The 17,541-nt window shown below is 64.6% G+C and carries 16 protein-coding genes; 9 read left to right on the top strand and 7 right to left on the bottom strand.

Going from position 1 to position 17,541, the window contains the following annotated elements:
• Window positions 1-41: 41 nt before the first annotated feature.
• Window positions 42-1,265 (bottom strand): beta-ketoacyl-ACP synthase I, encoded by a 1,224-nt coding sequence (gene fabB, locus AC0L2J_RS27620; protein WP_007603913.1) that lies wholly within the window; start codon window positions 1,263-1,265, stop codon window positions 42-44.
• A 39-nt stretch (window positions 1,266-1,304) separates the two neighbouring features.
• The gene (gene fabA, locus AC0L2J_RS27615; protein WP_007603915.1) at window positions 1,305-1,826 is read right to left on the bottom strand and encodes a bifunctional 3-hydroxydecanoyl-ACP dehydratase/trans-2-decenoyl-ACP isomerase; all 522 of its coding nucleotides are present in this window, start codon (window positions 1,824-1,826) and stop codon (window positions 1,305-1,307) included.
• A gap of 355 nt (window positions 1,827-2,181) precedes the next feature.
• Here fabA and irrA point away from each other — a divergent pair, with 355 nt between their 5' ends.
• Window positions 2,182-2,673 (top strand): iron response transcriptional regulator IrrA, encoded by a 492-nt coding sequence (gene irrA, locus AC0L2J_RS27610; protein ID WP_035973469.1) that lies wholly within the window; start codon window positions 2,182-2,184, stop codon window positions 2,671-2,673.
• A 141-nt stretch (window positions 2,674-2,814) separates the two neighbouring features.
• Here irrA and AC0L2J_RS27605 read toward each other — a convergent pair whose 3' ends face one another.
• Complete coding sequence (locus AC0L2J_RS27605) at window positions 2,815-3,345, bottom strand: SH3 domain-containing protein (protein WP_007603917.1); 531 nt, start codon at window positions 3,343-3,345, stop codon at window positions 2,815-2,817.
• A 328-nt stretch (window positions 3,346-3,673) separates the two neighbouring features.
• Here AC0L2J_RS27605 and AC0L2J_RS27600 point away from each other — a divergent pair, with 328 nt between their 5' ends.
• Complete coding sequence (locus AC0L2J_RS27600) at window positions 3,674-4,675, top strand: 2-hydroxyacid dehydrogenase (RefSeq protein WP_007603918.1); 1,002 nt, start codon at window positions 3,674-3,676, stop codon at window positions 4,673-4,675.
• 3 nt (window positions 4,676-4,678) lie between these two features.
• On the opposite strand, the gene AC0L2J_RS27595 is transcribed toward AC0L2J_RS27600, so the two are convergent.
• Window positions 4,679-5,590, bottom strand: a complete 912-nt coding sequence (locus AC0L2J_RS27595; protein WP_473395108.1) for a LysR family transcriptional regulator — start codon at window positions 5,588-5,590, stop codon at window positions 4,679-4,681.
• A 117-nt stretch (window positions 5,591-5,707) separates the two neighbouring features.
• Here AC0L2J_RS27595 and AC0L2J_RS27590 point away from each other — a divergent pair, with 117 nt between their 5' ends.
• Entirely contained in the window at window positions 5,708-6,715 is a 1,008-nt protein-coding gene (locus tag AC0L2J_RS27590; protein ID WP_007603920.1) for an aldo/keto reductase, read from the top strand.
• Between the two features lie 9 nt (window positions 6,716-6,724).
• Here AC0L2J_RS27590 and AC0L2J_RS27585 read toward each other — a convergent pair whose 3' ends face one another.
• Window positions 6,725-7,528, bottom strand: a complete 804-nt coding sequence (locus AC0L2J_RS27585) for a HesA/MoeB/ThiF family protein (protein WP_007603921.1) — start codon at window positions 7,526-7,528, stop codon at window positions 6,725-6,727.
• A 233-nt stretch (window positions 7,529-7,761) separates the two neighbouring features.
• On the opposite strand from AC0L2J_RS27585, the gene AC0L2J_RS27580 reads away from it, so the two are divergent.
• Window positions 7,762-9,120, top strand: a complete 1,359-nt coding sequence (locus tag AC0L2J_RS27580; protein WP_007603922.1) for a serine protease — start codon at window positions 7,762-7,764, stop codon at window positions 9,118-9,120.
• Between the two features lie 144 nt (window positions 9,121-9,264).
• Here AC0L2J_RS27580 and ggt read toward each other — a convergent pair whose 3' ends face one another.
• Window positions 9,265-10,944 carry a gamma-glutamyltransferase gene (gene ggt / locus AC0L2J_RS27575; RefSeq protein WP_007603923.1) on the bottom strand — a complete coding sequence of 560 codons (1,680 nt, stop codon included), beginning with the start codon at window positions 10,942-10,944 and terminating at the stop codon, window positions 9,265-9,267.
• Between the two features lie 237 nt (window positions 10,945-11,181).
• Here ggt and AC0L2J_RS27570 point away from each other — a divergent pair, with 237 nt between their 5' ends.
• Entirely contained in the window at window positions 11,182-11,922 is a 741-nt protein-coding gene (locus AC0L2J_RS27570) for a ParA family protein (protein WP_007603924.1), read from the top strand.
• A gap of 250 nt (window positions 11,923-12,172) precedes the next feature.
• Here AC0L2J_RS27570 and mutM read toward each other — a convergent pair whose 3' ends face one another.
• On the bottom strand, window positions 12,173-13,054 hold the full coding sequence (gene mutM, locus AC0L2J_RS27565; protein WP_007603925.1) for a bifunctional DNA-formamidopyrimidine glycosylase/DNA-(apurinic or apyrimidinic site) lyase: 882 nt from the start codon (window positions 13,052-13,054) through the stop codon (window positions 12,173-12,175).
• Window positions 13,055-13,135: 81 nt separating this feature from the next.
• Between mutM and ubiE the strand changes: the two genes are divergently transcribed.
• Genes ubiE through dut form a run of 4 tightly spaced genes read left to right on the top strand, consistent with a single transcriptional unit; the run spans window position 13,136 to window position 17,443 of the window.
• The gene (ubiE, locus tag AC0L2J_RS27560; protein ID WP_007603927.1) at window positions 13,136-13,897 is read left to right on the top strand and encodes a bifunctional demethylmenaquinone methyltransferase/2-methoxy-6-polyprenyl-1,4-benzoquinol methylase UbiE; all 762 of its coding nucleotides are present in this window, start codon (window positions 13,136-13,138) and stop codon (window positions 13,895-13,897) included.
• On the top strand, window positions 13,894-15,468 hold the full coding sequence (ubiB, locus tag AC0L2J_RS27555; RefSeq protein ID WP_007603928.1) for a 2-polyprenylphenol 6-hydroxylase: 1,575 nt from the start codon (window positions 13,894-13,896) through the stop codon (window positions 15,466-15,468). Before ubiE ends, ubiB begins: the two co-directional genes overlap by 4 nt.
• Window positions 15,469-15,524: 56 nt before the next feature.
• Window positions 15,525-16,988, top strand: a complete 1,464-nt coding sequence (coaBC, locus tag AC0L2J_RS27550; RefSeq protein WP_473395107.1) for a bifunctional phosphopantothenoylcysteine decarboxylase/phosphopantothenate--cysteine ligase CoaBC — start codon at window positions 15,525-15,527, stop codon at window positions 16,986-16,988.
• On the top strand, window positions 16,985-17,443 hold the full coding sequence (dut, locus tag AC0L2J_RS27545; protein ID WP_473395106.1) for a dUTP diphosphatase: 459 nt from the start codon (window positions 16,985-16,987) through the stop codon (window positions 17,441-17,443). The genes coaBC and dut overlap by 4 nt, the downstream gene beginning before the upstream one ends.
• Window positions 17,444-17,541: the final 98 nt, after the last annotated feature.

Here is a 17,541-nt window from a genome sequence, read left to right as displayed (position 1 = left end):
CCGGCCATGACGAGAAAATTACCAGCGCGTCCGCAAGGACGTCACGCGTCCAGCCGGCTGAACACCAGCGTGGCGTTGGTGCCGCCGAAGCCGAAGGAGTTCGACAGCACGGTGCCGATTTTGACGTTGTCGATGCGCTTGCGCACGATCGGCATGTCGGCGAACACGGGGTCGAGTTCCTGGATGTGGGCGCTCTCGCAGATGAAGCCATTGTTCATCATCAGCAGCGAATAGATCGCTTCCTGCACGCCGGTTGCGCCGAGTGAGTGACCGGTCAACGCCTTGGTCGCCGAGATCGGCGGGCACTTCTCGCCGCTTCCGAACACCCTGCGCAGCGCGTCGATCTCCGGCGGATCGCCGGCCGGCGTCGATGTCGCGTGCGGATTGATGTAGTCGACCTTGGTCTTCACGGTCGACATCGCCATGCGCATGCAGCGCTCGGCGCCCTCGCCTGACGGTGCGACCATGTCGTAGCCGTCGGACGTCGCGCCGTAGCCGACGATCTCGCCGTAAATGCGCGCGCCGCGCGCCTTGGCGTGCTCGAGCTCTTCCAGCACCAGCACGCCGGCGCCGCCGGCAATCACGAAGCCGTCGCGGTTGACGTCGTAGGGACGCGAGGCCGTGGCGGGCGTGTCGTTGTACTTCGAGGACATCGCGCCCATGGCGTCGAACAGCACCGACAGTGACCAGTCCAGCTCCTCGCAGCCGCCGGCGAAGATGACGTCCTGCTTGCCGATCTGGATCGTCTCATAGGCGTTGCCGACGCAGTGGTTCGACGTGGCGCAGGCCGACGAGATCGAATAGTTCACGCCCTTGATCTTGAACCAGGTCGCAAGCGTCGCGGAGGCCGTGGAGGACATCGCCTTCGGCACTGCAAAAGGCCCAACGCGCTTCGGTCCCTTGGTGCGGGTGATGTCGGCGGCCTCGACGATGGTGCGAGCGGACGGGCCGCCGGAGCCCATGATGATGCCGGTGCGAATATTGGAGATTTCGTCAGGCGATAGACCGGAATCCTGGATCGCCTGTTCCATCGCGATGTGATTCCACGCCGCGCCCTGACCGAGGAAACGCATGGCGCGGCGGTCGACCACCGTCGAAGGATCGAGCGTCGGCGCACCCTGCACCTGGGAACGGAAGCCGAGCTCGGCATATTTCTCAGCCCGCGAAATGCCCGACTTCGCCTCGTGAAGGCTCGCAAGCACTTCCTGGGTGTTGTTTCCGATGGAGGAGACAATGCCCATCCCGGTGACCACAACCCGCCTCATGACAGCCTCGCCTCAATCGTTGTCTTCGTGGTGATGCGCTCAGCCCAGGCTCGTGCCCTGCTTGAACAGGCCGACCTTCAAATCCTTCGCGCGATAGATAATCTGGTCATCGACCGAAAGCCATCCGTCGGCGATACCGAGCACCAGCTTTGAACGCATCACGCGCTTGATATCGATGTTGTACACAACCTTGCGGGCCTCCGGCAGCACCTGACCGCTGAACTTCAGCTCGTTCAGGCCAAGCGCGCGACCGCGACCTTCACCGCCGCTCCAGCCCAGATAAAAGCCGACCATTTGCCACAGCGCATCGAGCCCGAGGCAGCCGGGCATCACCGGATCGTTCTTGAAGTGGCAGCCGAAGAACCAGAGGTCGGGCTTCACGTCGAGCTCGGCGCGCACTACCCCCTTGCCGAATTCACCGCCGGTCTCGCTGATGTCCGTAATGCGGTCGAACATGAGCATCGGCGGCAGCGGCAATTGCGCATTGCCAGGGCCGAACATCTCGCCGCGGGCACATGCCAGCAGATCCTCATATTCGTAACCGTTGCGCCTGTTCAGCATGCGGAAGCCTTTGTGTTCAAACCCCGATTGAGCGGCGTTTCCGGCGAAAATGGGCCCCATCCTGTTCGAAAGGCAACATCTGTTGCCATTGTCAGACGAGAATACTGAAAGACCCTGGATGGATAGCGAGCGGCCCTCAATGCCGGGTCGCGCCAAAATCGGTTAAGCGGAACCGCGGGCTCTCTAACACAGGCCATTTCGGGTAGCAAAGCGCTCTCATGAAGGTAAAATGACGGGCCGCGGGACCGGTTCCCTCGCTGATTAGAACCACTCTAGTTGCGAGAAACTTGCATCTGCATCTATCTCTCCATATATGTTGCAAGATCACAGTGTTCACGCGTGCCCGAAGCTGGAAATGAACGAAAATAACGCGCCCTATCGCGACGAAGAGGCCCATGCGGCGGCTCTTATGTCTGGCCGCCAGCCGGCTTTGACCGGTTGCCCGTGGCACGACGTCAACGAAATGCTCCAGTCGGCCGGGCTTCGTCCGACGCGCCAGCGCATGGCGCTTGGTTGGCTCCTGTTCGGCAAGGGTGCACGTCACCTCACGGCTGAAATGCTCTACGAGGAAGCGACGCTGGCCAAGGTGCCGGTCTCGCTGGCAACCGTCTACAACACGCTGAACCAGCTCACCGATGCCGGTCTGCTTCGTCAGGTCAGCGTCGACGGCACCAAGACCTATTTCGACACCAACGTCACGACTCACCATCACTACTATCTCGAAAACAGCCACGAGCTGGTCGACATCGAGGATCCGCATCTGGCGCTGTCCAAGATGCCGGAGGTGCCGGCGGGTTACGAGATCGCCCGCATCGACATGGTCGTACGGTTGCGCAAGAAGCGCTGAGATCGTCTAAAACTGCTGAATTCGTCGTCATGGCCGGGCTTGTCCCGGCCATCCACGTTTTTGGACTGGTCGAGAAGCGCGTGGATGCCCGGGACGAGCCCGGGCATGACGGTGGAGCAACAGCTCCGCTCCCACCCCCCGTCAGTTCACCTGCTCGTCCGAGTAGACGCCCCAGAGGCGCTCCTGCTGGATCCAGCCGTCAAAGCCGTTACCGCTGACGCGGCACCAGTTTGCACTGCACTTCTTCACCTGTGTGACGACGCCGGCCTGGAGCCTGGCCGCAACCGCGCTGTCGGGATCGGCGCGATCGTAGATCGGCGCGAGCTCGTCCTTGTGCTTCATGGTGACGACAGCGGTACGGCGGCCCGACAGCAGCGAGTGATAGACCCAGCCCTCGGCGCCCTCGGAATCGCGGACCCGGCGCCAGTTCTCGAACTCGGCGGTGATTTCGACCGGCAGGCCGGAGCGGGTGTAGACCCAGGCGACGTCATTGTCCTTGGTCGGGCCGGCGCGGACGTTGACATGATCCGATTTCAGGCTGACGTAACGCGGCACCGGGAGCCCCGAGGCGGTCTGGGGTGTGCTGTCCTTTGCCGAATGCCCGGGACTGACCGAAGCGCTCAACCAGGTGCAAACGAGCGCCATCACCGAACAAAAACGCCCCAACGCCATCAACCCGTCTCCTGTCGAAGGTCCGGCCGAGCCGGGCCCCCTCACTTCAAAATTCCAAAACCAGGCCGCTGTCGCCCCTGACCCGCCCCACGCGGGTGTTCCCGAGCCCTTTGCCCGTGGTTCTTGTCTTGGCCCGGCCTTCTGCTAGAGAGGACGGACGTCTGAACAACCGGTTTGTCCCGATTTTCCGGCCGGAAATGTCGGGAGAGCTTGAAGGAAACGCCGGGGACGACACGGCAAACGCAGTGTCGAACAACCGGGTTAATGAGGCCTCAACGGCCGGCCTTTGGCGACAGAGGCGGCTCGCAACGCCTCATGAGGGCAGGACATGTCGGTGAAGAAAAAGCCCCTCGTCGTGGTGACGCGCAAGCTTCCGGACTCAATCGAGACCCGGATGCGCGAGCTGTTCGACGCGCGGATCAATCTCGACGACACGCCGATGTCGCGCGAGCAGATCGCGGAAGCCGCACGCACGGCCGACGTGCTGGTCCCAACCGTGACCGATCACATCTCCGCCGATATCGTCAACCAGCCCGACTGCAGGCTGAAACTGATCGCGAATTTCGGCAACGGCGTCGACAACATCGATGTCGAGGCCGCGCATGCCCGCGGCATCACCGTCACCAACACGCCGAAAGTTCTGACTGAAGACACCGCCGACATGACCATGGCGCTGATCCTCGCCGTTCCCAGGCGGATGATCGAAGGCGCCTCGATCCTGACGGAAGGAAAACCCTGGCCGGGCTGGTCGCCGACATGGATGCTCGGCCATCGCATCGGCGGAAAGCGCCTAGGCATCATCGGCATGGGCCGTATCGGCCAGGCGGTCGCGCGTCGCGCCCGCGCCTTCGGCTTGCAGATCCACTACCACAACCGCCGGCCGGTGGCGCCGAAGATCGCCGAAGAGCTGGGCGCGACCTATTGGGAAAGCCTCGACCAGATGCTGGCGCGGATGGACATCATCTCGGTGAACTGTCCGCACACGCCGGCGACCTACCATCTGCTGTCGGCGCGCCGGCTGAAGCTGATCCGCAAGGACGCCTACATCGTCAACACCGCGCGCGGCGGGGTCACCGACGAGGACACGCTGATCAAGCTGATCGAAGGCGGCGAGATCGGCGGCGCCGGCCTCGACGTCTACGAGCACGAGCCCGCGGTGAACCCGAAGCTGGTGCGGCTCGCCAAGGCCGGCAAGGTGACGCTGCTTCCGCATATGGGCTCGGCCACGATCGAGGGCCGCGTCGAGATGGGCGAGAAGGTGATCATCAACATCCGCACCTTCCTCGACGCGCACAAGCCGCCGGATCGCGTGCTGCCGAGCATGCTGTGACGTCTATTTGCCGCGTGTTTCGCGCTTGCGCCAGTCGGCAACGAAATCAATGAAAGCTCGCAGCGCCGGCGGCGTTTGTCGCCGGCTTGGATAATACAGGAACGGGCCCGGAAACGGCTCGCACCAGTCCTGGAGCAGGCTGACCAGCGTGCCCGACTTCAGGGCTTCGCCGACATAGCCATCAAGCGTCGCCCAGATACCGACACCGTCGAGCGCAGCGCGCATGGAAAGACCCATGTTGGTCGAGATCAGCTTTGCCGGCGGATCGACCTTCACCAGCTGACCGGCCTTCTCGAACTCCAGATCATGCATGACACCGCTGGAGTAGCGGGCGCGGATGCAATCATGATCGAGCAGATCCTTCGGATGCTCAGGCTTGCCGCGGCGCGCGAGGTAATCGGGCGAAGCGACCACGACATAGCTCTGCGGGCCGCTGAGCGAGATCGCCACCATGTCCTGCGCGAGATGCTCGCCATAGCGCACGCCGGCATCGAAGCCCGCGCTGACGATGTCGACGAACCCGCTCTCGGAGACGATGTCGAGGTCGACCTGCGGATAGGCCTTGAGGAACGGCCCGATCATCGGCGCCAGCACGAGATCGACGGCGGGCGGCGGCGCGTTGATGCGCAGCCGGCCCGAGGCCATTTCGCGCAGGCCACGGACCTGATCGAGGGCGTCGCCGACATCGCGCAGCGCCGGCGCCACGCGCGACAACAGCAGCTCGCCCGCCTCGGTCAGGGCGACGCTGCGGGTGGTCCGGTTCATCAGGCGGACGCCGAGGCGCTCTTCCAGGTCCCGCAATCGCTGGCTAAGGCTCGACACCGACACGCGAATATCGATCGCCGCGCGCCGGAAATTGCGGGTGCGGGCCACCGCCACGAAGACATCGAGATCACGCAGGTCAGGCTCGGCCATTGTTCACCACAATGGACAAGCTATTCTGGATTGTCCAGCTTATCGGCGTAATCGATCGGGCGCATATCTGGCCTCGTCACGCGGCGCAATCAGCCTGCCGCCATTGGGAGAGCCATCATGGAACAGCGCAAACTCGGTTCAACCGGCCCCACCGTCTCAAGCCTTGGCCTCGGCTGCATGGCGATGTCGGATGCCTATGGTCCTTCCGATCGCGGCGAGAGCATCGCCACGATCCACGCCGCGCTCGATGCAGGAATCACGCTGCTCGACACCGGCGATTTCTACGCCATGGGCCACAATGAAATGCTGGTGCGCGAGGCGCTCAAGGACGTGCCGCGCGAAAAAGTGCAGATCAGCGTGAAGTTCGGCGCGCTGCGCGGTCCCGCCGGCGAATTCACCGGCATGGACTGTCGTCCGGCCGCAATGAAGAATTTTCTCGCCTATTCGCTGCAACGGCTCGGCACCGATTACATCGACATCTACCGCCCGGCGCGCCTTGATCCCAGCGTCCCGATCGAGGAGACGGTGGGCGGTCTCGCCGATCTCGTGAAGGCCGGCTACGTCAAACATATCGGCCTGTCCGAGGTCGGCTCCGACACCATCCGCCGCGCGCACGCCGTGCATCCGATCGCCGATCTCCAGATCGAATATTCGCTGATCGAGCGCGGCATCGAACGCGACATCCTGAAGACCTGCCGCGAGCTCGGCCTCAGCATCACGGCTTACGGCGTGCTGGCGCGCGGCCTCATCAGCGGCCATTGGTCGAAGGACTCCGGCAAGACCGGCAAGGACTACCGGCTGATGACACCGCGTTTCCAGGGATCGAATCTCGATTCCAATCTCGCGCTGGTGGAGCAGCTGCGCGCCATCGCTGCGGAGATCGGCGCAACGCCGGCACAAGTCGCGATCGCTTGGGTGGCGCAGCAGGGTAAGGAGATCGTGCCGCTGGTCGGCGCCCGCACCCGCAACCGCCTCACTGAGGCGCTCGGTGCGACCAAGGTCAATTTGACCCCGACTCAGCTTGCGGCGTTGGCCAAGGCGTTTCCGCCCAATGTCGCCTCAGGCACGCGCTATACGGCCGAGCAGATGGCGCATCTGGACAGCGAGAAGCCCGCCGCCGCGTAGTGTCTACAATCAAGTGCGATGGGCGCTGAGGTCAGTGATCACAGGCCCATCGCCATTGAGCGGATTGGCCGGATCGCGCGCGTAACGCAGCGTCTCGAAGCGCATCGCGCGCGCATCGATCATCAGGAGGCGGCCGACCAGGCCGTCGCCAAAGCCGACGATCTCGCGGATCGCCTCCAGCGCCATCATCGAGCCCATCACGCCCGCCAGCGCGCCCATGACGCCGGCTTCCGCGCACGCCGGCACGGTCCCGGGCGGCGGCGCCTCCGGGAACAGGCAGCGATAGGTCGGATTGAATTCGCCCTGCTCGTTCTTCTCGTGCGCGCGGATGGTGGTGAGCGAGCCATCGAAGGTGCCGAGCGCCGCCGTGATCAGCGGCCTCTTGGCGAAGAAGCAGGCGTCCGAGGCCAGATAGCGGGTCGAGAAATTGTCGGAGCCGTCGAGCACGAGGTCATAGTCGCCGATCAGCGACAGCGCATTGTCGGCATTGAGCCAGGTGGCGTGGCCGACGAAGCGGACATGCGGATTGAGCGCCGTGATCCGTTCGGCCGCGCTCTCGACCTTGTGCCGGCCGATGTCGGGCGTGGTGTGAATCACCTGGCGCTGGAGGTTCGACAGCGACACCACATCGTCATCGATCACGCCGAGCGTGCCGATGCCGGCGGCCGCCAGATACATCAACGCGGGCGCACCGAGCCCGCCGGCCCCGATCACCAGCACGGAGGCTCGCTTCAGCGCAGCCTGGCCGGGGCCACCGACATCGCGCAGCACGATATGGCGGGCATAACGTTCGAGTTCGTCCGGGCTCAGCATGGTCGTCCTTCGTTCTCTCAACCCTCATGGTGAGGAGCGCGGAACGCGCGTCTCGAACCATGCAGGCCCCGATATCGCCCGCGCCATCCTTCGAGGCGCGGCCTTGAGGCCGCTCCTCAGGATGAGGATTTGAGTTCGCGGGCACTCTCGCAGCCTGAACCACCGCAACATTGTTCGCGACCAACGAGATGTGCTTCAATGGCATTGCGTTCAATGGGCTGGCTGGATTTGTCATGAGATCAATGCTTGCGGCAACACTGATGTTTGCGGCTGCGACAGGCGCGAACGCCCAGATGACGACAGCGCAGATCCCCGGCACCAAGCCGAAGCCGGTCCAGACCGTTCCGATCCGGCCTCCTGCGTTGCAGACGCCGGCTGCGACGGCCGATGCCATGGCGCAGGCGGAGCGGCTGTCGCTGCAGTCCGACCTCGCCTGGGTCGGCCAGTACAACGGCGCTATCACCGGCGACGTCAGCGCGCGCATGGTCGATGCCATCAAGGAATACCAGAAGCTCAGGGGTAGCAAGCCGACTGGCGTGCTCAATCCGCAGGAACGCGCCGTGCTCGCTGAGACCGCGCGCCGGAAGCAGGACAACGTCGGCTGGAAGATCGTGACGGAGATGACCAGCGGCGCGCGGCTTGGCATTCCCTCAAAACTGGTGCCGCAGCAGGCGACCGACGCCACCGGCTCGAAATGGACCTCGCCCACTGGCACGGTCCAGGTGCTGCTCAGCCGCCGCAAGGAGGCGAACCCGACCACAGCCAAGCTTGCCGAAGCGGAGAAGAAGGAGCCGGGTCGCAAGGTCGACTACACCGTGGTGAAGCCCGACTTCTTCGTGCTGTCCGGTTTGCAGGGCCTGAAGAAATTTTACATGCGCGGCACTTCTCGGGGTGATGAAGTTCGCATCATGACGATCCTCTACGATCAGGCAACCGAGAACACGGTCGAGCCGGTCGTGATCGCGATGTCGAGCGCGTTCAGCGCGTTTCCGTCGGGGCCACAGGCCGGGCCGCCGCCACGCAAGAATGTCGAATATGGCACCGGCCTCGTCGTCAGCGACGATGGTGCGATCGTCACGGACCGCCTCGTCACCGATTCCTGTCTCGCGATCACGATCGCCGGCCATGGCAGCGCCGACCGTCTCGCCGAGGACCGGGAACACGATCTCGCGCTGCTGCATATCTACGGCGCGCGCGGCCTGAAGCCGCTCAGCCTCGGCGGCGGCGCGGCAAAGACGAGTGTCGATGTCATCGGTATCGCTGATCCGCAGAGCCAGGGCGGCGCGGCCGTCGCGTCGAGCCTCAAGGCTGCGCTGGCATCTGTCGGTGGCGGCGATTCCCCGCTCTCACCGCCGCCGGCTGTCGGCTTCTCCGGCAGCGCCGCCATCGACGGCGACGGCAAATTCGCCGGCGTTGCGCTGTTGAAGCCGACGATGGTCGCGGGCCCCGCGACGTCGGTGCCGGCGTCGCAGGCGGTGATGGTCTCCGCGGAGACGGTGCGCGATTTCCTGAAGGCGAACGCCGTCACCGCGAACGGCACGTCCACGGATGCAAAAGCCGCTGTCGTCCGGGTGATCTGCGTGCGCAAGTAACGCTCGTGTCCCGGGCGCGATGCGGCATGAAATGCCGCTTCGCTGAATTGCGACCCATGTCTCACATTCGATGCAAGAAGTTCTGGGCCCCGGCTCAGTGGCGCACCACTGAAGAAACGCTGCGCTGCGTCTGGGGCACGAGACCTAGCTCAGCCTGAACCTGATCCCGGCATTCGCGAGGCCACCCGATATCCCGACCGGCGTGCCGTCCGCACGCCAGCAAGCGGCGCCACTCATGGTGCCGTCGTCATGGAAGGCGATACCGTTCATGCCGCCGGCGACTGTCGCGACAGGCTGAACCTTGTGGCCGAGGCTCTCGAGCTTCGCGCGCACGCTCTCCGGCACCTTCTGCTCGACCTCGAGTGCATTACCCTCGGTCCAGACCCGCGGCGCCTCGACTGCTTGCTGCAAGCTCATACCGTGGTCGATCAGATTGAGCAGCGCCTGCATCGCGCTCGGGAAGATTCGTTTTCCGCCGGGCAAGCCCAGCGCATAGCGCAGCTTTCCATCACGGAGTGCCATCATCGGCGACATCGAGGTCGTCACCCGCTTGCCCGGCGCCAGCGACAGGGCGCGGCCTGGCCGCGGATCGAACAGGTTCATGTAGTTGTTGGCGATGGCGCCGAGGCCCGGGATCATGATCTTGGCGCCGAACAGATTGTTGATGGTCTGCGTGGTCGCAACCACGTTGCCGAACGCGTCAGCCGCCGTCATGTGCGTGGTGTGAGTGCCTTCAAGCTGCGACACGCCGGCGCCCCAGGCCTGCGCCCGCGCCGGATCGATCGCAGCACGGCGCTCCTCGGCATAGGCCTTCGAGGTCAGCCGCTCCACGGGGACGCAGACATAATCAGGATCGCCGCTGGCCGCGGCGCGATCGGCGAATGCGATCTTCAGGACCTCGGCGAGATAGTGGATCGTTTCCGGCGTGCCGAAGCCAAGGCTGCCGATGTCGTAACCCTCCAGGATGTTCAGCATCTGCGCGATATGCACGCCGGAGGCCGCGGGCGGCGGCGGGCCAAAGATGGTCCAGCCGCGATAATCGGCGCGGATCGGCTGCCGTTCGACGGTCTTGTAGCTGGTGAGATCGTTGCGCCGGATAAAGCCGCCAGCCTTTTCCATGTAGTCGACCAGTATGCCGCCAAGCGGCCCCTCGTAAAGCGCGGTCTCGCCGTGATCGGCGATGTAGCGGAGCGTTTCGGCATATTCTGATTGCACCACGCGCTCACCGGCCTTCAACGGCTGTCCATCAGGCAAGTAAATCGCCGTGATCGGCTTGTCCTTGCGCATCTCGGCGGCGCTCTCGGTGATGCATTCGTGCAGATAGGGTGTCGCCGCATAGCCGCGCGCGGCGTGCTTGATCGCGGGCTGCATGACGTCGGCGAGGCTCATGGTGCCGAAGCGGCGCAGCGTCTCGCACCAGGCTTTCAGCGAACCCGGTGTGGCGACAGCCTTTGGGCCGTTGAGATTTTCCTGGCCGACGGTGTCGAACACGTCATGCGCGGAACCCGGCATGGGAGTGTAGCTGGTGTCAAGCATCGCCGCGGGCACAGTGCTCTGCCCGTCGATGAAGCGGTGGCTGCCGTCGGCGAGCCGGATGTGCGCCATGCCGCCGCCGATGATGCCGACCATCATCGGCTCGACCACGGTCAGCGTGAACAGGGTCGCTATCGCGGCGTCGATGGCATTGCCGCCGGCGGCCAGCATCTCCGCGCCGGCGCTGGAGGCCAGTGGATGGTTGCTGACCACCATGCCGCGGCTCGATACCGCGGGCATCTTCTGGCATTCAAAATTCGTCGCCGTCCGGTCGCGCCAGTTTCCGCCCATGCCGCTTGTCCTTTTATTCACGGCAGCGAGCACAGCACACGTACGAGTACGGGTCCAGTAATGGTACGGATTCGCTGGCATTTCCGATTCCGCCATCATCGTTATTGCTGATTCGGACCTCCGCGATCCCCTTTGGATCGGGCCGGCACGTCCTGAGCGAGAAGAGCTCAGCATCGAGATCGATGCACGTTCACGTGGCGTTTCCCTGACCCGAGCACTCCAAAGGATTGATCTTCAATGCACACGATCGCACTGGCCACCCAAAAGGGTGGCAGCGGCAAGAGCACGCTCGCCATCGGCCTCGCGCTGGCAGCCAAGCAGGCCGGCTTCACCGTTCGCCTGATCGAAACCGACCCGCAGGGCACACTGTCCAACTGGCAGCGCCGCCGCACCACCGACGATCTCGTTGTCGAGCCGATCTATCACGCCGCCGACATCGAGCCGCGCCTCAAAATGCTGGCCGAAAGCGGCCTCCAGCTCGCGATCGTCGATACCGCCGCCGGCCTCAGCGCCGCGACCACCGCCGCGATCCGCCATTGCGACCTCTGCCTGATCCCGGCCCGCCCGAGCGTCGCCGACATCGAGGCGACCGTTTCGACGCTGAGCGTCGCACGCGCCTGGAAGCGGCCTTACAGCTTCGTGCTGAACCAGACTCCGATCCGCGGCCAGCGCATCGACAATGCCACCAACACCCTCGCCGAGGAAGCAGCGCTCGATCTCGCCGAGGTGCTCGCGCGTCCCCTGATCGTGATGCGCAACGACCATCAGGACTCGCTCGCAAGCGGCCTTGCGGTCAGCGAGTTCGCGCCGAACGGCAAGTCGACCGAGGAGATCCGCGGCCTCTGGCATTGGATCGAGACCCGGCTCGAGCTCGCCGCCACCAATGTCTTGATCGACCAGGTTATCGCGGCCGCGGACGGAATGTTGCACGTCACCGCCGATCTGGCGGTCGACGAGACCACGACACTGGCGTCCTGAGCGGGGCAATCGCCCAGACGCCAGCCGGCCCTTCGCCATCCGGAAGGGCCTTAGCGACGAAGCAATCCGGCCACCAGCCCGGCCGGATTGCTTCGCTTCGCGTTTTTTTGGCAGCCCTATCTCCGCCGTCATTGCTTTCGTAGCCTGGATGGAGCGCAGCGCAATCCGGGACGCCTCCATGCGCTGCACGAGAACCCGGATTGCGCTGCGCTCCATCCGGGCTACGGCACTCCATCATCGCGATGCTGACTCACTTCTGACATTTCGGACACCAGAACGTCGACCGGCCGTTCTGCGTGAACCGCTTCACGATGCCGCCGCAGCGCGGCGTGGTGCATTTCTCGCCCTCGCGGTCATAGACCTTGAACGAGTGCTGAAAATAGCCGAGCTCGCCCGAGGTCTGGCGATGATCGCGCAAGCTGGAGCCGCCGGCCTTGATGGCGTCGTTCAGCACGGTGTGGATCGCGCCGACCAATCGCTTTGCATGGTCGGTCGTCTCGCCCTTCTTGGTCGAGAGCGTCGCGGCGATCCGGCGCGGCGACAGATGCGAGCGATGCAGGGCTTCGCAGACATAGATGTTGCCGAGCCCGGCGACCACGCGCTGATCCAGCAACGCGGCTTTCAGGCTCGTGGTCTTGCCGGCGCAGGACCGCGCCAGCATCGCAGCGTCAAATTCGTTGCCGAGCGGCTCGGGGCCGAGCCCGCGCAGCAGCGGCTCCTCGTCGAGCGCACTGCGCGCGATCACTTTCATGTAACCGAAGCGGCGCGGATCGTTGAAGACGATGTCGGCGCCGGAGGACATCCGAAACAGCACGTGGTCGTGCGCGGAGTCCTTGGCTCGCGGATAGTGAAACTCGCCGGGCGCCACCTCGTTGTCCGGCTTGATGACGCGAAACGAGCCCGACATGCCCAGATGCATCAACAGCACGTCGCCGGAGGCGAGATCGGCCATGAGATATTTTGCACGGCGGCCGAGCCCCGTGACGACCTGTCCCTTCAGTCGGGCCACGAAATCCGGCTGGAAGGGAAAGCGCAAATCGGGCCTGCGGGCCTCCGCGACCAGGATTTTTGCACCCTCCATGACAGGCTGAAGGCCGCGGCGGACGGTCTCGACTTCGGGTAATTCGGGCATGGTCAGGCATTCACCTTATGAGGGCGGTGTGATAGCGCCATTGCGGCGGGCGCGCTATGGTCCGCCTCGTGGAGTAGAGTAATGGATCGGCCGGGCGAAACCACGCATTTTGGCTTCAGGGACGTTCCCCTGGGCGACAAGCAGACGCTGGTGAACGATGTGTTTCACAGCGTGGCGTCGCGCTATGATTTGATGAACGATTTGATGTCCGGTGGCCTGCACCGGGTCTGGAAGGACATCATGATCAGCGCGCTCAACCCGCCGCGAGGCGACCGGCCGTTCGCGCTGCTCGACGTCGCCGGCGGCACCGGCGACATCTCGTTCCGCGCCGCCAAGGCCGCAGGCGCGGGCTTCCATGCCACCGTCTGCGACATCAACACCGAGATGCTGGCGGTGGGCCGCGAGCGCGCCGCCAAGCGCCACCTCGAGACCCAGGTCGATTTCGTCGAAGGCAATGCGGAAGCGCTCGGCTTCGCCGACCGCAGCTTCGACGCATATACGATCGCTTTCGGCATTCGCAACGTGCCACGGATCGATCTCGCGCTGGCCGAGGCCTATCGCGTGCTCAAGCCAGGAAGCCGCTTCCTCTGTCTGGAATTCTCCACCGTCGAGATGCCCGGCCTCGACCGCCTTTATGACCTGTTCTCGTTCAAGGTGATCCCGCCGCTCGGCCGCATGATCACGGGTGACGCCGAGTCCTACCAATATCTGGTCGAGTCGATCCGCAAGTTCCCGAGACCCAACGCCTTCGCCGACATGATCCGCGACGCCGGCTTCGCCCGCGTGAACTGGCAGATATTGTCCGGCGGCATCGTCGCACTGCATTCAGGCTGGCGTTTGTGATTTCGGCGATAACCCATAGTGCGCGCCTGATGCGCGCCGCGTTCGTATTCGCGCGCGAGGGCGTATTCGGCGCCGTCGATCCGAGCCTGGTGCCGCCGCACGGACAGCTCGCGCTAAAACTCGCGCGCCTGATCGAACGGCGCGGTCCGAAGCATGGCCCGCGGCTGTCGCGCGCGCTGACCCGGATGGGCCCGGCCTATCTCAAGCTTGGACAATTTCTGGCGACGCGCCCCGATGTGGTCGGCGTTGCCATGGCGCGCGACCTCGAAAGCCTGCAGGACCGCCTGCCGCCGTTCTCGCAAGCCGAAGCGGAAGCCGTGATCGCGACGTCGCTGGAACGGCCGCTGACTGATGTGTTCGCGAGCCTCAGTGCGCCGGTGGCAGCCGCCTCGATCGCACAGGTGCATCGCGGCGAAGTCCTGCGCGACGGCCTCCGCAAGGCGGTCGCCGTGAAAGTGCTGCGGCCCAACGTGGCCGCACGCTTCCGCCGCGACCTCTCCGACTTCTTCTTCGTCGCATACAAGGCCGAATCCTATTCGTCCGAGGCGCGGCGCCTGCGCCTCATCGAGGTCATCAACACCATGTCGCGCTCGGTTGCGATGGAGATGGACCTGCGCCTCGAGGCTGCGGCGCTGTCGGAGATGGCGGAGAACACGCGCAACGATCCTGATTTCCGCGTGCCTGATGTCGACTGGGACCGCACCACGCACAACGTGCTGACGATGGAGTGGATCGACGGCATCGCGCTGAACGATCACAAGCGCCTGGCAGAGTCGCAGGTCGACCTGCCCGATCTCGGCCGCAAGGTGATTCAGAGCTTCCTGCGCCACGCGCTGCGCGATGGCTTCTTCCATGCCGACATGCACCCGGGCAATCTGTTCCTGGATGACGCGGGCCGTCTTGTCGCGGTTGATTTCGGCATCATGGGCCGGCTCGGCATGAAGGAGCGGCGCTTTCTCGCCGAAATCCTGCTCGGCTTCATCACCCGCGACTATCGTCGTGTCGCGGAAGTGCATTTCGAGGCCGGCTATGTGCCCGCGCATCACTCGGTCGAGAACTTCGCGCAAGCGATCCGCGCCATCGGCGAGCCCATTCACAACCGCACGGCGGAAGAGATCTCGATGGCGCGGCTGCTGACGCTGCTGCTCGAGGTCACCGGCCTGTTCGACATGACCACACGGCCCGAGCTGATCCTGCTCCAGAAGACCATGGTGGTGGTCGAGGGCGTGGCACGCGGCTTCGATCCCAAGCTCGACATCTGGAAGGTCGCCGACCCCGTGGTGCGGGAATGGATCGAGCGCAATCTCGGTCCGATTGGCCGGGTCCAGGGCGCGATCTCCGGCACCGGTGATCTCGCGCGCATCCTGATGCGTCTGCCTGATATCGCCGAGCGCTCGGTTGCGGTGCTCGAACAGCTGGAGACCATGACCCGGGAGGGTATCCGGCTGTCGCCCGAGAGCATCGCGGCGATGGGCCGCAGCGAGGGCCGCAAGAACCGTTGGCGCACCGTGGCGCTCTGGATCATTGCCGCGACCTTCATCGGCATCCTGATCGCCGTCCGGAATCTGTGATTGCAGTGCAATCATACGAATGATAGCATCGCTATCATTTGTGCTGGAGGGGCATCATGGCGAGCCTGACCATTCGCAAGCTCGATGAAGGCATCAAAACTTACCTCAGGCTGCGTTCGGCCAAGAACCGCAGGTCGGTCGAGGAAGAGGTCCGGGTCATCCTCGGGGAGTTGATCGAAGGCCGTGAGGAGCCGCTGACGCCGTTCACGGCGCCGCCCGCGACCACCACCGCCGCGATACCCCAACGCACCGGTACCGTTTCAGAAGCCAGCGTCACCCTGATCATCGGCGGCGGGATCGCGGCCTACAAATCGCTCGACCTGATCCGACGGCTCAAGGAGCGACGGATCGAGGTGCGCTGTGTGCTGACCAAGGCGGCGCAGCAATTCGTCACGCCGCTGGCCGTGAGCGCGCTCTCGCATGAGCGCGTCTACACTGACCTGTTCGATCCCCAGAGCGAGTTCGACGCCGGTCATATCCGGCTCGCGCGCGAGTGCGACCTGATCGTGGTGGCGCCTGCGACCGCGGATTTGATGGCCAAGATGGCGAACGGCCATGCCGACGATCTCGCCAGTGCTATCCTGCTCGCGACCAACCGCAAGGTCCTGCTTGCGCCGGCGATGAATCCGCTGATGTGGAACAATGCGGCGACGCGGCGCAATGTCGCGCAGCTTCAGCGCGACGGCATCATGCTGATCGGGCCGAATTCCGGGGAGATGGCGGAAGCAGGTGAAGCCGGCGTCGGCCGCATGTCCGAGGCGATCGAGATTGCGACCGCCGCCGAGCGCCTGCTGCGGCCGCCGATGCCGCGCCCCCTCGCCGGCAAGCGCGTGCTGATCACTGCGGGTCCAACCCACGAGCCGATCGACCCGGTGCGCTACATCGCCAACCGGTCCTCCGGCAAGCAGGGCTTTGCGATCGCTGCCGCCGCACAGGCCGCAGGCGCCGAGGTGATCCTGGTCAGCGGCCCGGTCGAGCTTGGCGATCCCCAGGGCGTGACGGTTAAGCATGTGGAATCGGCAAGGCAGATGCTGGAACAGGTGCAGGCCGCGCTTCCCGCTGACATCGCGATCTTCGCCGCCGCCGTCGCCGACTGGCGGGTCGCCAATGAAGGCGAGCAGAAGCTGAAGAAAAGTTCGGCCGGCATGCCGCCGCTCCAGCTGGTCGAGAACCCCGATATCCTCGCGACGATCTCGAAACTGACCGACCAGCGTCCGCCACTGGTGATCGGCTTTGCCGCCGAGACCGAGCACCTCATCGACAACGCCAAGTCGAAGCTTGCCCGCAAGGGCTGCGACTGGATTGTCGCCAACGACGTCTCCCCCGCAACCGGCGTGATGGGCGGGGACCGCAACACCGTGCACCTCATCAGCCGCAAGGGCGGTGAGAAGAACGATGAGAAGGATGGCGAGATTGCAGTTGATTCCTGGCCGGCGATGACCAAGGAACAGGTCGCCATCGAACTGGTCGCGCATATCGCAAAGAGCGTGACCGGCAAATCCCGGGAGCCCGCATCTTGAGCAGCAAAGTCATCGTCGAACTGCAACGCCTGCCCCATGCGGAAGGGCTGCCGCTGCCGGCCTACCAGACCGATGATGCCGCCGGTCTCGACCTGATGGCGGCAGTGCCCGAGAACGAGCCGCTGACGCTCGCGCCCGGCCACTACGCGCTGGTGCCGACGGGCCTCGCGATCGCACTGCCGCCCGGGTACGAGGCGCAGGTGCGGCCGCGTTCGGGGCTTGCGGCCAAGCACGGCGTCACCGTGCTGAACTCACCGGGCACGATCGACGCGGACTATCGCGGCGAGATCAAGGTGATCCTGGTCAACCACGGCCAGACCGCCTTCGTGGTCAAGCGCGGCGAGCGCATCGCGCAGATGGTGATCGCGCCAATGGTGCAGGCCGCGCTGGTTCCCGTGGCGACCCTGTCCGCGACCGACCGCGGCGCCGGCGGATTCGGCTCGACCGGCCGCTAGCCGAGCTGAGCGTTGGGTGTACCTCTCCCGCCTGCGAGAGCTTTGCGTAAATCGCGAATCTGCGATTCTCTAAGAGACGTTTGAAGAGGATCTGGGGA

It is taken from the genome of Bradyrhizobium sp. MV1.5, from assembly GCF_055807615.1.
Note: the sequence above shows the minus strand (reverse complement) of the source record. Positions and strands in the feature narration are given on the sequence as shown.